Origin of the sequence: Streptomyces sp. NPDC059037 (assembly GCF_042740015.1) — a bacterium.
GTDB lineage: Bacteria > Actinomycetota > Actinomycetes > Streptomycetales > Streptomycetaceae > Streptomyces.
The window spans coordinates 1-15660 of record NZ_JBHYIG010000096.1; the positions used below are offsets into that span (position 1 = coordinate 1).

General features: G+C 71.3%; 10 protein-coding genes. 5 read left to right on the forward strand and 5 right to left on the reverse strand.

Annotation, left to right across the window (positions count from 1 at the left end):
* Window positions 1-2360: bifunctional salicylyl-CoA 5-hydroxylase/oxidoreductase (locus ACFWY6_RS20805; protein ID WP_384692339.1), on the forward strand; the 2360-nt coding region annotated here is incomplete at its 5' end.
* Here the strand turns inward: ACFWY6_RS20805 and ACFWY6_RS20810 are convergent.
* Both ACFWY6_RS20810 and ACFWY6_RS20815 read right to left on the reverse strand, forming a co-directional pair.
* Entirely contained in the window at window positions 2343-3173 is an 831-nt protein-coding gene (locus ACFWY6_RS20810) for a PaaX family transcriptional regulator C-terminal domain-containing protein (RefSeq protein WP_384692341.1), read from the reverse strand. The genes ACFWY6_RS20805 and ACFWY6_RS20810 overlap by 18 nt on opposite strands.
* A gap of 4 nt (window positions 3174-3177) precedes the next feature.
* Window positions 3178-4818: an AMP-binding protein gene (locus ACFWY6_RS20815; protein WP_384692344.1), complete on the reverse strand. Its 1641-nt coding sequence runs from the start codon at window positions 4816-4818 to the stop codon at window positions 3178-3180.
* Window positions 4819-4933: 115 nt separating this feature from the next.
* On the opposite strand from ACFWY6_RS20815, the gene ACFWY6_RS20820 reads away from it, so the two are divergent.
* Entirely contained in the window at window positions 4934-6085 is a 1152-nt protein-coding gene (locus ACFWY6_RS20820; protein WP_384692347.1) for an acyl-CoA dehydrogenase family protein, read from the forward strand.
* 66 nt (window positions 6086-6151) lie between these two features.
* The gene (locus ACFWY6_RS20825) at window positions 6152-6550 is read left to right on the forward strand and encodes a RidA family protein (protein ID WP_384692350.1); all 399 of its coding nucleotides are present in this window, start codon (window positions 6152-6154) and stop codon (window positions 6548-6550) included.
* A 3-nt stretch (window positions 6551-6553) separates the two neighbouring features.
* Here the strand turns inward: ACFWY6_RS20825 and ACFWY6_RS20830 are convergent, their stop codons facing one another.
* The 3 genes from ACFWY6_RS20830 to ACFWY6_RS20840 form a co-directional block, all read right to left on the reverse strand.
* A complete protein-coding gene (locus ACFWY6_RS20830; protein ID WP_384692354.1) occupies window positions 6554-7897 on the reverse strand; it encodes an FG-GAP repeat domain-containing protein in 1344 nt (447 codons plus the stop codon).
* A gap of 93 nt (window positions 7898-7990) precedes the next feature.
* Complete coding sequence (locus tag ACFWY6_RS20835; RefSeq protein WP_384692356.1) at window positions 7991-9520, reverse strand: helix-turn-helix domain-containing protein; 1530 nt, start codon at window positions 9518-9520, stop codon at window positions 7991-7993.
* Window positions 9521-9682: 162 nt separating this feature from the next.
* On the reverse strand, window positions 9683-11572 hold the full coding sequence (locus ACFWY6_RS20840) for an amidohydrolase (protein ID WP_384692358.1): 1890 nt from the start codon (window positions 11570-11572) through the stop codon (window positions 9683-9685).
* A gap of 127 nt (window positions 11573-11699) precedes the next feature.
* Here ACFWY6_RS20840 and ACFWY6_RS20845 point away from each other — a divergent pair, with 127 nt between their 5' ends.
* Complete coding sequence (locus ACFWY6_RS20845; protein ID WP_384692361.1) at window positions 11700-12701, forward strand: LacI family DNA-binding transcriptional regulator; 1002 nt, start codon at window positions 11700-11702, stop codon at window positions 12699-12701.
* Window positions 12702-12849: 148 nt separating this feature from the next.
* A complete protein-coding gene (acnA, locus tag ACFWY6_RS20850; protein ID WP_384692364.1) occupies window positions 12850-15567 on the forward strand; it encodes an aconitate hydratase AcnA in 2718 nt (905 codons plus the stop codon).
* Window positions 15568-15660 lie beyond the last annotated feature (93 nt).

The window sequence follows — 15660 nt, forward strand, 5'->3', positions numbered from 1 at the left end:
CGCCCACGCCGCCCGCGGCGCCCACGCCGCCCACGCCGCCCACGCCGCCCGCGGCGCCCACGCCGCCCACGCCGCCCACGCCGCCCGCGGCGCACCGCATCGCCGTCATCGGCGGCGGGCCCGGCGGGCTCTACGCCGCCGCCCTGCTCAAGCGGCTCGACCCGCGGCGCGAGATCACCGTCTGGGAGCGCAACGCCCCCGACGACACCTTCGGCTTCGGAGTCGTCCTCTCCGACGAGACCCTCGGCGGCATCGAGCACGCGGACCCCGTCGTGTACGCCGCGCTGCAGGCCGAGTTCGTCCGCTGGGACGACATCGACATCGTGCACCGGGGCGGCCGCCACACCTCCGGCGGGCACGGCTTCGCCGCTCTCGGCAGGCGCCGCCTCCTGGAGATCCTGCACGAGCGGTGCCGCGACCTCGGCGTCGACCTGCGCTTTTGCGCCGAGGCGCCGCCCGCGGCCGAGCTCTCCACGGCGTACGACCTGGTGATCGCGGCCGACGGGGTGCACAGCCTCACCCGCGACGCGTACGCCGACGTCTTCGCGCCGAGCATCGAGACGCACCGCTGCCGCTACATCTGGCTCGCCGCCGACTTCGCCTTCGGCGCCTTCCGCTTCGAGATCGCCGAGACCGAGCACGGCGTGATGCAGCTGCACGGCTACCCCTACGCGCCCGGCGCCTCCACCGTCATCGTCGAGATGCGCGAAGAGGTCTGGGAGGCCGCCGGGTTCGCGGAGCTCGACGAGCGGGAGTCCACCGAGCGCTGCGCCAAGATCTTCGCCGACGCGCTCGGCGGCCGGTCCTTGCGCGGCAACAAATCCGCCTGGACCACCTTCCGTACGGTCGTCAACAAGCGCTGGTCGCACGGCAATACGGTGCTCATCGGCGACGCGGCCCACACCGCCCACTTCTCCATCGGCTCCGGCACCAAGCTCGCCGTCGAGGACGCCCTCGCGCTCGCCGCCTGCCTCCAGGAGCAGCCCGGCATCCCCGAGGCCCTCGCCGCGTACGAGACGGAGCGCCGCCCCGTCGTCGAGTCCACGCAGCGCGCCGCCCGCGCGAGCCTGGAGTGGTTCGAGCGGCTCCCCGACCATCTGGACCAGCCGCCACGGCAGTTCGCGTTCAACCTGCTCACCCGCAGCCGCCGCGTCACCCACGACAATCTGCGGCTGCGCGACGCCCACTTCACCGCGGCCGTCGAGCGCGAGTTCGGCTGCCCCGAGGGCACACCGCCGATGTTCACGCCCTTCCGGCTGCGCGGCCTGACCCTGCGCAACCGCGTGGTCGTCTCGCCGATGGACATGTACTCCGCCGTGGACGGCGTCCCCGGCGACTTCCACCTCGTCCACCTCGGTGCGCGGGCGCTGGGCGGCGCGGGCCTGGTCATGACCGAGATGGTGTGCGTCAGCGAGCGGGGCCGCATCACGCCGGGCTGCGCCGGGCTCTACACCGACCAACAGGCCGACGCCTGGCGGCGGATCACCGACTTCGCGCACACGCAGGCGCCGGACACCGCGATCGGCGTCCAGCTGGGCCACTCGGGCCGCAAGGGCTCGACGAAGCTGATGTGGGAAGGCATCGACGACCCCCTCGACGAGGGCAACTGGCCGCTGGTGGCGCCTTCTTCACTCCCGTACAAGGAGAACAGCCAGCGCCCGCACGAGCTGGACCGCGCCGGACTCGACGAGATCCGCGAGCAGTTCGTGTCCGCGGTGCGGCGAGCGGAGCGGTGCGGCTTCGACCTGCTCGAACTGCACTGCGCGCACGGCTATCTGCTGTCCGGCTTCCTCTCGCCGCTCACCAACCGGCGCACCGACGCGTACGGCGGCCCGCTCACGAACCGGCTGCGCTTCCCTCTCGAAGTCTTCGACGCGGTACGGGAGTTGTGGCCGGGCGACAAGCCGATGACCGTCCGCATCTCCGCCACCGACTGGGCCGACGGCGGTACCACGGCGGACGACGCGGTCGAGATCGCCCGCGCCTTCGCCGCGCACGGAGCCGACGCCATCGACGTCTCCACGGGCCAGGTCGTCTCCGACGAGCGCCCCGCGTACGGCCGCTCCTACCAGACCCCGTTCGCCGACCGCATCCGCAACGAAACCGGCATCCCGGTCGTCACCGTCGGCGCCATCTCCTCCTGGGACGACGTCAACTCCCTGATCCTGGCGGGCCGTACGGACCTGTGCGCGCTGGCACGCCCGCACCTTTACGACCCGCACTGGACGCTGCACGCGGCGGCCGAGCAGGGCTACTCGGGGCCGGGCGTCAGCTGGCCGCTGCCCTACCGGGCGGGCAGCCGCCGCCCGCAGACCGGGCGTACGGACGGGCCCAAGCCCCGCCTAACGCTGGGGAGTTGATGGGGAGAGCGCCGCGAACCGGGCGCCCGGCTCCCGCAGCCGCTCGTCGAGCGCCGCGAACACCTCCGCGGACCGCTCGCCCGGCCACCCGTCCGGCAGCAGCTCGGGCGGCAGGCCCGGGTCGGCGTACGGCAGCCGGCGCCAGGAGTCCAGGGCGAGGAGATAGTCGCGGTAGGCCGTGTCCGGGGGAGTGTCCGTGCGGTTCTGCCAGGAGCGGAGCACCGGCTCGTGCCGGTCGAGGAACGCCTCGTGCTGCTTGGCGATCGCCGCCAGGTCCCACCACCGGCCCACCGCTTCGGACGTCGCCGCGAAGCCCAGGTGCTCGCCGCGGAACAGGTCGACGTACACGGCGAGTTGGAGGCGCTCCAGGGTGTGCCGGGTCTCTTCGTAGAGATGCGCCGGGGCGATCCACACCCCCGGAGCGGCCGTCCCGAAGCCGAGTCCGGCAAGGCGGGAGCGCAGCACGTGCCGCTTCTGGCGTTCCGACTCCGGTACGGAGAAGACGGCGAGCACCCAGCCGCCGCCCTGCCGCGCGGCCGGGGGAGTGGCGTAGATACGGCGGTCGCCGTCGTCCAGGAGCTGCCGTGCGTCGGGCGAGAGGGCGTACCCCGCGGCGCCCGCCGCCGTCCGGGCGGGCACGAGAAGGCCGCGCCGCTTGAGCCGGGACACGGACGAGCGCACGGACGGGGCGTCCACGCCGACGGGGGCGAGCAGCCTGACCAGCTCGGCGACGGGCACCGGGCCGGGGGCCGCGCGCCCGTAGGCGCCGTAGAAGGTGACGATCAGGGACCGGGGAGTGTGCTGCTCGGACACGTGATCACTCTACGTGCCCGGACTCCCGCAGCCGGAACCGCTGGAGTTTGCCCGTCGCCGTACGGGGCAGCGCGTCCAGGAAGACGATCTCGCGCGGGCACTTGTACGGCACCAGCTCGCTCTTCACGAATTCGCGCAGCCGTTCGGGGTCGCGGGCCGTGCCCGCGCGGGCCACGACGTACGCGACGACGATCTGGCCCCGCAGCTCGTCGGGCCGCCCCACCACCGCCGTCTCCTGGACGTCAGGGTGCCGCAGGAGCGCCTCTTCGACCTCGGGGCCCGCGATGTTGTACCCGGCGGAGATGATCATGTCGTCCGCGCGGGCGACGTACCTGAAGTAGCCGTCGGCGTCGCGGACGTACGTGTCGCCGGTGACGTTCCAGCCATGACGTACGTACTGCAACTGCCGCTCGTCGCCCAGATAGCGGCAGCCGACGGGTCCGCGCACGGCGAGAAGGCCCGGCTCGCCGTCCGGCACCGGGGCCCCCGAATCGTCGACCACGCGCGCGTGCCAGCCGGGCACGGGCCGACCCGTGGTGCCGGGCCTGATCTCCTCGTCCGCGGCCGAGATGAAGATGTGCAGGAGCTCGGTGGCACCGATGCCGTTGATGATGCGGTGCCCGGTGCGCTCGTGCCACGCCTGCCAGGTGGCGGCGGGCAGATTCTCCCCGGCGGAGACGCACCGGCGCAGCGTGGAGATGTCGCACGCGTCCGGCTTGCCCAGCTCGTCGAGCATGGCGCGGTACGCGGTCGGGGCGGTGAAGAGCACGGTGACACCGTGCTCGGCGACGGCGGGCAACAACTGCTTGGGGCCCGCCTGTTCGAGCAGCAGCGACGAGGCACCGACCCGCAGCGGGAAGATGACGAGGCCGCCGAGCCCGAAGGTGAAACCGAGCGGCGGGCTGCCCGCGAAGACGTCGTCGGGCCCCGGCTTCAGGACGTGCCGGGCGAAGGTGTCGGCGATGGCGAGCACATCACGGTGGAAGTGCATGCACCCCTTGGGGCGCCCGGTGGTACCGGAGGTGAAGGCGATGAGCGCGACGTCGTCGGCGGAGGTGTCCACGGGCTCGTACACATCGGGCTGCCGGCCGGCGCGGGCCAGCAGATCGTCGCTGCCCTCGCCCCCGAAGGTGGTGACGCTCAGCCCCGGAATCCCGGCCTTGACCAGGTCGTCGACCACGCGGACATCGCACAGCGCGTGGCTGACCTCGGCGATCTCGCACATCGTGGCCAGCTCCTGCGAGCGCTGCTGGGCCAGGACCGTCACCGCGACCGCGCCCGCCTTCATCACGGCGAGCCAACAGGCCGCGAGCCAGGGCGTGGTGGGCCCGCGCAGCAGGACGCGGTGGCCCGGCAGCACATCGAGCTCGGCCGTCAGGACGTGCGCGATCCGGTCGACGTGCCGCTGCAGCTCGCCGTACGTCCAGACCTCGCCGGACCCCGAACGGAACGCGGTGCGCCCTGCCCCGAGCCGTTCCACCGTACGGTCCAGAAGCTCGGCGCCGCAGTTGAGACGCCGGGGGTAGTGCAGTTCCGGCCGGTCGTGGACGAACGCGGGCCACTGCGCCGGCGGCGGGAGATGGTCGCGGGCGAAGGTGTCGATGTGAGCCGATGGGTGGAGTCGGGGTGCACTCTTGGCGTCCACAGCGGGTCGCCCCCTTGCCGTTCGGGTTGCCGTTCGGGCTTGTGGTGAGCTCGCACAACGAGCGTATCGTGATGGTGACGACAGTCAACGGTTCGCGATAGAGGAGGGGCCCGGCATGACGGCATTCTCGCTCAATCCACAACAAATCGCCTGGCGTACGGAGCTGCGTGCGCTGGCCGCGGAGCGATTGCGGCCCCTGGCGGAGAAGGGCGAGCCGGGCCGGGTGAACCGCCCGCTGGTGGCGGCGCTCGGCGAACTGGGCCTGCTGGACCGTCTGTTCGGTGCGGGCGACGGACCCGCGGGCGGCGGCGCCCTGGGTCTCTGTCTCCTCCGCGAGTCGCTCGCCCACGGCTGCACGGAGGCGGAGACGGCGCTTGCCCTACAGGGGCTCGGCGCGCATCCGGTGGCGGAGTACGGGTCGGCGGCCCAGCGGGAGCAGTGGCTCACGCCTGCCCGCGCCGGGCGGGCGGTGGCGGCCTTCGCGCTCTCGGAGCCCGGCGCGGGCTCCGACGCGGCGGCGCTGACACTGCGGGCGTCGCCGGACGGGGCGTCGTCCTGGCGTCTTACGGGGGAGAAGTGCTGGATCTCGAACGCCCCCGAGGCCGACTTCTACACCGTCTTCGCCCGTACGACCCAGGACGCGGGCGCGCGCGGCGTCACGGCATTCCTGGTCCCCGCCGACCGGGCGGGCCTTTCGGGCACCCCCCTCGACATGCTCTCCCCGCACCCGATCGGCGCCCTGGCCTTCGACGGCGTACGCGTGACGACTGACGACCTCCTGGGCGAGCCGGACCGCGGCTTCCGCGTCGCCATGACGACGCTGAACCGCTTCCGCCCCAGCGTGGGCGCGTTCGCGGTCGGCATGGCCGACGCCGCGCTGGACGCGACCCTTGCGCATACGGCCGGGCGGGACGCGTTCGGCGGCAAGCTGAGCGATCTGCAGGCGGTGTCGCACCAGGTAGCCGAGATGGCGACGCGTACGGAGGCGGCTCGGCTGATGGTGTACGCGGCCGCGGCGGCGTACGACCGGGGCGAGCCGGACGTGGCTCGCCGCGCGGCGATGGCGAAGCTGCTGGCCACGGAGACGGCGCAGTTCGTGGTGGACGCGGCGGTTCAGTTGCATGGCGCGTGCGCGTTGCGGCGCGGGCATCTGCTGGAACATCTGTACAGGGAGGTGCGGGCGCCGCGGATTTATGAGGGGGCGAGTGAGGTGCAGCGGGGGATCATCGCGAAGGACTTGTACGCGGGTGCGGCTGCAGACGGGTGACTTTCCCCGATCCCGCCCACCCACCCGATTGCCCGGCAGGCAGCCGCAACCCAAAGGAGCCCGAAGATGCCCCTCCGTCGTCTCAACCCCGCCGAGCTCTCCCCGCCCACCGGCTTCTCCCACGCCGTCACCGCCACCGGCGGCCGGATTGTCTTCCTCGCGGGGCAGACCGCCCTCGACGCCGACGGCAAGATCGTCGGCGCCACCCTCCCCGAGCAGTTCGAGCGGGCCCTCACCAATCTCCTCACGGCCCTGCGCCACGCCGGCGGCACCCCCGCCGACCTCGCCCGCGTCACCGTCTACGCCACGGACGTCGCCGACTACCGCGCCCAGGCAGCCGAGTTGGGCCACATCTGGCGCAGGCTCGCGGGCCGCGACTACCCCGCCATGGCGGTCATCGGCGCCGTACGCCTCTGGGACGAGGAGTGCAGGGTGGAGCTGGACGGCATCGCGGTCCTCGACTGACGCTCAGTTCGACGGCGCGAACGACGTCGTCGTGAACGCGGCCTTGTCCCGAGACGATGTGCCGTCCGTGATCCACCAGTGCGTCGGCTGCTCGCCGTACAGACCGAAGAGCACACCCGTGCCCCAGTTCAGGATCAGCTCCTCCTTGCCGTCGGCGTCGAAGTCGGCGGCGGCGTACGGGCGCGCGTGCCGCCACCGCGCCGGGGTCTTCTTGCCCGCCACCCGGGCGGGCGCCTGCCGCAGCACCTCCGTACGCTTCGAGCCCTCGATCAGCAGCGCGCCCTTGTCCGTGGCGACAAGGAGACTGTCCGTGCCGTCGCCGTCCGGGTCGGCGGAGGTGTAATTGCCGGGCCCATAAGAGGAGTTGGTGCTTTTCGGGATCTTGTGTGTGATCGGGGCGCCGCCCTTGCCGGGGTAGATGGCGAGCGAGGCGATCACCTTCGGCTCCTCTCCCGTGTCCGGCTCGTTGTTGCGGCTTCCGTTGTCGCCGATGGCCAGATCGCGGGCGCCGTCACCGTCGTAGTCGCCGAACGCCACCGCGTTGCCGTCGCGCAGCTCGACGGAGGTGCGGGAGAGGCCGCTTCCGGTGCGCGCCGGGTAGAGGAGACCGCCGGTCTGCTCGCCGTCGTCTCCCTCGTGGACGAGCAGACCGGTCGCGCGCGGCTTGCCCGACACGGCGATGTCGTCCGCGGCGAGCCAGCCTCCCCGGCCGGGCCGCGTATCGGTGCGGGCCGGGGCTCCGGTGCGGGCGAACGGGCCGTACAGCAGGGTCACGGAACCGTTCTGCTGCAACGCCGCGATGTCGTGGTGCCCGTCCCCGTCGAAGTCGCCCCGCACCGGTTCCGAAAGACCCGCGCCGCCCGGCGCCTGCAGCTCGGTCGGTTCCGCGTCGGTCTTGGGGCCGCTCGGGCCGCCCCAGTCCACGGTCGGCGGCCGCTGCTCCGCGGAGTCGCTGCCGGAGATGAAGTCGGGGTAGCCGTCGCCGTCCAGATCGGCGGTGGTGACGGTGCCCGCGAAGTAGTCGTCGTAGACAGTGTTCCTGGACGGGTCAAGGCCCTTGGCCGAGCCGAACACCACCCCCATCCGCGGGTGTTCGTCCTTCGCGTCGGTCCGCACCGGTATGAGCAGGTCGCGGTGACCGTCCCCGTTGATGTCGTCCGGGTCCTTGGAGCCCTTGCCGTCGGCGGGCGGCGGGCTGCCCGCCGACGGGGTGGAGACGGGGTTGCCGTCGCGCGAGGGCGGCTTGTCGGCCTTCGTCGACTCTTCGCCGCAACCCGCCGCGAAGAGAACGAGCGCGCCGCACAGCGCGAGGGCGCGGATGCCGGGGACGGTGGTGCGATATGCCATGCGCCCACCCCAACACCGCGCCCACGCCCGACTCCAGGCACGGCCGCTGATCGTTGCCCACTCGTCGGGGGAAACGATCAGCAGGCCTTGCTCCTAGATGTCCCGGAACGTCTCGATCTGGGCGCCCACGGAGTTGAGCCGCTCGGCCAGCTCCTCGTACCCACGATTGATCACGTACACATTGCGCAGGACGGACGTGCCCTCGGCCGCCATCATCGCGAGCAGCACGACCACGGCGGGCCGCAGCGCAGGCGGGCACATCATCTCGGCGGCGCGCCAGCGGGTCGGGCCCTCCACCAACACGCGGTGCGGGTCGAGGAGTTGGAGGCGCCCGCCGAGGCGGTTGAGGTCCGTCAGATAGATCGCGCGGTTGTCGTAGACCCAGTCGTGGATCAGCGTCTTGCCCTGCGCCGCCGCCGCGATGGCCGCGAAGAAGGGGACGTTGTCGATGTTGAGGCCGGGGAACGGCATCGGGTGGATCTTGTCGATCGGCGCCTCCAGCTTGGAGGGGCGGACCGTGAGGTCGATCAGGCGCGTACGGCCGTTGTCGGCGAAGTACTCCGCCGTGCGGTCGTGGTCGAGCCCCATCTCCTCCAGGACCGCGAGCTCGATCTCCAGGAACTCGATCGGGACGCGGTTGACGGTCAGTTCGGACTCCGTGACGACCGCGGCGGCGAGCAGGCTCATCGCCTCGACCGGGTCCTCGGAGGGGGAGTAGTCGACGTCCACGTCGATGTTCGGCACGCCGTGCACGGTGAGTGTCGTGCTGCCGATGCCCTCGACCTGCACGCCGAGCGCCTCCAGGAAGAAGCACAGGTCCTGGACCATGTAGTTCGACGAGGCGTTGCGGATGACGGTCGTGCCCGCGCTGCGTGCCGCGGCGAGCAGCGCGTTCTCGGTCACGGTGTCGCCGCGCTCGGTCAGCACGATCGGGCGGTCGGGGGTGACGTCGCGCGCGACCTGCGCGTGGTAGAGCCCTTCGGTCGCCGCGATGTCGAGCCCGAAGCGGCGCAGCGCGATCATGTGCGGCTCGATCGTGCGGGTGCCGAGGTCGCAACCGCCCGCGTACGGCAGCTGGAAGTGGTCCATGCGGTGAAGGAGCGGACCCAGGAACATGATGATCGAGCGGGTCCGGATCGCGGCCTCGGCGTCGATCGCCTCCATGTCGAGCTGCGCGGGCGGCACGATCTCCAGGTCGACGCCGTCGTTGATCCAGCGGGTGCGTACGCCGATGGAGTTGAGGACTTCGAGGAGACGGTAGACCTCCTCGATGCGGGCGACCCGGCGAAGGACCGTGCGGCCCTTGTTGAGGAGCGACGCGCAGAGCAGCGCCACGCAGGCGTTCTTGCTCGTCTTGACGTCGATGGAGCCGGAGAGCCGGCGCCCGCCGACCACACGCAGGTGCATCGGCCCCGCGTAACCGAGCGACACGATCTCGCTGTCGAGCGCCTCGCTGATTCGGGCGATCATCTCAAGGCTGATGTTCTGGTTGCCGCGCTCGATGCGGTTCACGGCGCTCTGACTTGTGCTGAGCGCCTCGGCGAGCTGCGACTGTGTCCAGCCCCGGTGCTGCCGGGCGTCACGGATGAGCTTGCCGATGCGTACGAGGTAATCGTCTGCCATGCGGGCAGGCTATCTCAGATATGAGATGGCGTACGCGTTGGGGTAGGCCATACGGGAAACGGCCGATTGGGTACGGAAGTTCCCCTTCTCGTACGCCCTTCGTACGTCGTCCCCGTATGGCCCTGTCCTACGCCTTTGTGCTACGGCTTTCCGGCACGCGCGTCAGCCGCAGCCGCACGAACCGTGCCGCCCGCCGTGCACCGCGGCCTGCGCGTCAGGCCTCGGACCCGCCGCCGCCCGCGGCACCCGGGCGGCGGCAGCGCGCCCGGCCGACGATTCGGCATCGTGCACCACTGTGCCCCCGGTCAACGTCAGGCGCACCTCGGCGGAGCTGATATCGGCCACCGGACACCGCGTCACATCCCGGTCGAGCAGCATCAGATCGGCCGACTTGCCCTGCTCGACGGTTCCGGTGAGGTGGTCCATGCGGAGCTGGCGCGCGGTGCCGAGCGTGTGCATCAGCAGGGACGAGGCACGGCTGATGCCTTCCTCCTCGCGGTAGAGGTCCCCATCGCCCTCGCCTTCCATTCCGTACCGGTCGACCGCCGTCCGCACCTGGTTCCACACCTGGAGCGGATCGACCGGCCAGTCCGAGCCGCCGGCGAGCCGCGCCCCGGCCCGCTCCAGGCTGCGCGCCGGATACTGCCAACGGTGGCGCTCGGCACCGATGTAGGGCAGGAGCGCCTCCATGGTCCAGGTGCTCGGCGATGCCCACTGCAGCTGCAGGCAGGGGATGACGCCGAGCCGGGCGAAGCGGGCCAGGTCGGCGGGGTCGACGACCTGGAGGTGGGCGGTGGTGTTGCGGACGTCACGGATCCCCGTCTTGCGCAGGGCGTACGCGTATCCGTCGAGGGACGTGCGCACGGCGCGGTCGCCGATGGCGTGCGCGTGCATCTGCCAGCCGTCCTTGTTGAAGGCGGCGGTCAGCCGGCCGTAATCGGCGCCGGACACATACAGCTCACCGCGGTTGCCGGTCGGCTTCCCGTCCTTGTCCGTATAGGGCTCCAGCATCGCGGCCGTCTGCGCCGGGTACTCGATGACCCCGTCGAGGAACACCTTGACCGTGCCGAACCGCAGTCCGCGTACGCCGCCGAAGTCGTCCCGCAGCTTGCGGGCGAACGCCAGGGCGGCCGCCGGGTCCTTGGCCAGGTCCGAGTCGATCCGCAGTGCCGGGACGATGCGCTGCGGCAACGCGCCGCGCTCGGAGAGCGCCTGGTAGAGGCTCAACTCGTGCTCGCCGACGACCGCTTCCATGAAGGTGGTGATCCCGGACGCGGCGGCCTCGGCGAAGGTCTTCTTCGCGGCGGCGATGAGCTGCTCGCGGTCCGGCGCGGGGATGCGCCGGGTCACCAGCGGCTGCGCGTCGTCCTTGAGCACGCCGCTGGGCTTGCCGTCCTTGTCCTTGACGATCTTTCCGCCGGGCGGCTCGGGGGTGGCGGCGGTGATCCCCGCGATGTCGAGGGCCCGCTGGTTGGCCCAGATGTTGTGCCCGTCGCCGCCGACCAGGGCGATGGGCCGGCGGGTCGGCAGGGCGTCGAGCATCGAGTGGTGCGGCGCGGTGCCGTGCGGAAGCAGACCCACCGGGTTCCAGTCCTCCACCACGAGCCACCCGTCCGGCTCCTGGTCGGCGGAGTCCTTCAGGAACCCGGTGAGGGTCTTCTGCAGCTCATCGACGGTCTGCTCGGCCCCGGCGAGCGAGGGCTTCAGGGAGCGGTCGGCGGCGCCCGTCGGGTGCGCGTGCCCGTCGTGGATCCCGCTCATGAGGGTGCCGCCACGCCCGTCCACCACCTGGGTGTCCCGCCCGATGAACCGCTTGAGCGCGTTGTCCGTGCCCACCGCGAGGATCCGCCCGTCCCGCCCGACGGCGACGGCCTGCGCGCGGGCGTGCCCCCGGGTGCCGCTGAAGACACGGGAGTTGTGCACGACGAGCGCGGCGGAGCGGCGCGGTGCGGCGGCCGCGGGGGGCGCACCCACGGCGGCGAGCAGCCCGGCGGCTCCGGCGGAGGCGAGGAGGCCGCGGCGGGAGAGGGGAGAGGGATGCGCAGTCGGCATGGGGCACTCCTGGGTGATCGGATGGGTGGGAGGGAGACATCCGCCGCGAAGCGGCGGAACAGAGACTCGACGAGTAACGCGTTAACCAGAACCCACCCCCGCCGACGGATTCCGTAGGATCCCCGGCGTGCAAAGGCCCACCCTCGCCGACATAGCCCGCGCAGCCGAGGTGTCGACTGCGACGGTCTCGCACGCCCTGAACGGCACGGGCCGCCTGAGCGAGTCCACCCGCCGCCGGGTACGCCAGACCGCCACGGCCCTCGGCTACAGCGCAGCCGCGACGCCCCGCACGCGAACCATCGGCGTGGCCGTCACCACGTACCGCAAAGCCTGGAACTACACCGAAGTCGCCTACTTCTCCCGAGCCGTCGCGGCGGCGACCACCGCGGCCCACGCCCGCGGCTACGCCCTCACCACCCTCCCGGCGGACCGCGTCACGGAGGACACCTGGCACGGCATCGCCGTGGACGGCATGCTCGTGATGGACAGCACCCCGGGCGACCCCATGGTCCGCGCCCTGCGCGCCCGCGGCATCCCGCTCGTCTTCGACGGCGCCCCCGGCGACCCGCACCCCACCGACCGCTGGGTCGACAACGACCACGTGGCCACCACCCACGAGGTCCTCGACCACCTCACCGCGGCCGGCGCCCGCCGTGTCGCCCTGCAGTCCGGCAGCGGCGGTGAGCACTACGCGCGCGTGGTGACCGAGACGTACGAGGCATGGTGCGCGCGGCGCTCACTGCCCCCGCTGGTGGTCCCCTTCGATGAGTACGACGATGAAGGTCATGCCTTCGACGAGGTGCTCGGACGGATCGACGCCGTCCATGCCGTCTACGACCCCGGCGGCCGCCAGCTCCTCGCCGCGGCGGCCCGGCACGGCCTGCGGGTCCCGGACGATCTGCTGCTCGTGTGCGCGAGCGAGGATCCGGGGTACGCGCAGACCGAGCCGCCCGTCACGACGGTGACCCTCGACCCGGAACGCACGGCACGCACGGCCGTGTCCCTGCTCGTCGACCTGATCGAAGGAGGGCGGGCCGAAGAAGGAGGGCGGGCCGAAGTGCCCGGCCGGGTGCTTGTCCCGGCAGGTCTGAGACCCCGCGCCTCGTCGCGGCGCAGGGTGATGTACTAGAGTTATCTCGACATCGAGATATCTGCCGAGGCGCACCAGAAGCCGCCACTCGGTAAGGGTTACCTAACTAAGCCTTACCTTAGCGGATCGACGAGGAGTCGTGGCGGCAGGATGTGACGGAACGCGCACATATATGAAGGAGACTGTCGTGTCGGCGAACAGCTTCGACGCCCGCAGCGCGCTGCGCGTGGGCGACGAGTCGTACGAGATCTTCAAGCTGGACAAGGTCGAGGGCTCCGCACGCCTTCCCTACAGCCTGAAGGTTCTCCTGGAGAACCTGCTCCGCACCGAGGACGGCGCGAACATCACCGCCGACCACATCCGCGCGCTCGGCAACTGGGACTCCCAGGCGCAGCCGTCGCAGGAGATCCAGTTCACGCCGGCCCGCGTGATCATGCAGGACTTCACCGGCGTGCCCTGCGTCGTGGACCTCGCCACCATGCGTGAGGCCGTGAAGGAGCTCGGCGGCGACCCGGCGAAGATCAACCCGCTGGCCCCGGCCGAGCTGGTCATCGACCACTCCGTGATCGCCGACAAGTTCGGCACCGCCGACGCCTTCGGCCAGAACGTCGAGCTGGAGTACGGCCGCAACAAGGAGCGCTACCAGTTCCTGCGCTGGGGCCAGACCGCCTTCGACGAGTTCAAGGTCGTCCCCCCGGGCACCGGCATCGTCCACCAGGTCAACATCGAGAAGCTGGCCCGTACGGTCATGGTCCGCAACGGCCAGGCCTACCCCGACACCCTGGTCGGCACCGACTCGCACACCACGATGGTCAACGGCCTTGGCGTCCTGGGCTGGGGCGTCGGCGGCATCGAGGCCGAGGCCGCGATGCTCGGCCAGCCGGTCTCCATGCTCATCCCGCGCGTCGTCGGCTTCAAGCTGACCGGCGAGCTGCCGGCCGGCACCACCGCCACCGACCTCGTCCTCACGATCACCGAGATGCTGCGCAAGCACGGCGTCGTCGGCAAGTTCGTCGAGTTCTACGGCGAGGGTGTGGCGGCCACGAGCCTCGCCAACCGCGCCACCATCGGCAACATGTCGCCGGAGTTCGGCTCCACCGCCGCGATCTTCCCGATCGACGACGAGACGCTGAAGTACCTGCGCCTGACCGGCCGTGACGAGCAGCAGGTCGCGCTCGTCGAGGCGTACGCCAAGGAGCAGGGCCTCTGGCTCGACCCGGCCGCCGAGCCCGACTTCTCGGAGAAGCTGGAGCTCGACCTGTCGACGGTCGTGCCCTCCATCGCCGGTCCGAAGCGTCCGCAGGACCGCATCGTCCTCGCCAACGCCGCCCAGCAGTTCGCGGTCGACGTGCGCAACTACGTCGCGGACGACGACGAGGCGGGCAAGGAGTCCTTCCCGGCCTCCGACGCCCCGGCGAACCACCCCAACGGCGCCCCGTCGAAGCCGGTCACCGTCACCGCCCCCGACGGCTCGACGTACGAGATCGACCACGGCGCCGTCACGGTCGCCGCGATCACCTCCTGCACCAACACCTCGAACCCGTACGTGATGGTCGCCGCCGCGCTCGTCGCGAAGAAGGCCGTCGAGAAGGGCCTGACCCGCAAGCCGTGGGTCAAGACGACCCTCGCCCCGGGCTCGAAGGTCGTCACCGACTACTTCGACAAGTCGGGCCTGACCCCCTACCTGGACAAGGTCGGCTTCAACCTCGTCGGCTACGGCTGCACCACCTGCATCGGCAACTCGGGCCCGCTGCCCGAGGAGGTCTCGAAGGCCGTCAACGACCACGACCTGGCCGTGACTTCGGTGCTTTCCGGCAACCGTAACTTCGAGGGCCGCATCAACCCCGACGTCAAGATGAACTACCTGGCGTCCCCGCCGCTGGTCGTCGCGTACGCCATCGCCGGTTCGATGAAGGTCGACATCACCAAGGACGCCCTCGGCGTCGACCAGGACGGCAAGCCCGTCTACCTGAAGGACATCTGGCCCTCCGAGGCCGAGGTGAACGACGTCGTCGCCAACTCCATCGGCGAGGACATGTTCAACAAGTCCTACCAGGACGTCTTCGCTGGCGACGCCCAGTGGCAGGCGCTCTCGATCCCGACCGGCAACACCTTCGAGTGGGACGGCGAGTCGACCTACGTCCGCAAGCCCCCGTACTTCGAGGGCATGGGCATGGAGCCGGCCCCGGTCCAGGACATCTCCGGCGCCCGCGTGCTCGCCAAGCTGGGCGACTCGGTCACCACCGACCACATCTCCCCGGCCGGTGCGATCAAGGCCGACACCCCGGCCGGCAAGTACCTGTCGGAGCACGGCGTCGAGCGCCGCGACTTCAACTCGTACGGTTCCCGTCGCGGAAACCACGAGATCATGATCCGCGGCACGTTCGCCAACATCCGCCTGCGCAACCAGATCGCGCCGGGCACCGAGGGCGGCTTCACGCGTGACTTCACGCAGGCCGACGCCCCGGTCTCGTTCATCTACGACGCCTCGCAGAACTACCAGGCCGCGGGCATCCCGCTGGTCATCCTGGGCGGCAAGGAGTACGGCTCAGGATCGTCGCGCGACTGGGCCGCCAAGGGCACCAGCCTGCTCGGCGTGAAGGCCGTCATCACCGAGTCGTACGAGCGCATCCACCGCTCGAACCTCATCGGCATGGGCGTCGTCCCGCTGCAGTTCCCGGAGGGCCAGTCCGCCGACTCCCTCGGCCTGACCGGCGAGGAGACCTTCTCCATCGCGGGCCTCACCGAGCTGAACGACGGCTCCACGCCTCGGACGGTCAAGGTCACCACCGACACCGGGGTGGAGTTCGACGCGGTGGTCCGCATCGACACCCCCGGCGAGGCGGACTACTACCGCAACGGCGGCATCCTGCAGTACGTGCTGCGTTCGCTGATCCGCAAGTAGGTCTCGCCCCAGGGCAGTTGGGCCCGCACTTCCCTTGCCGGGGGGTGCGGGCCCTACGCTTTGTGTGCCAGGGAACGCGCGGCGGCGACGGGG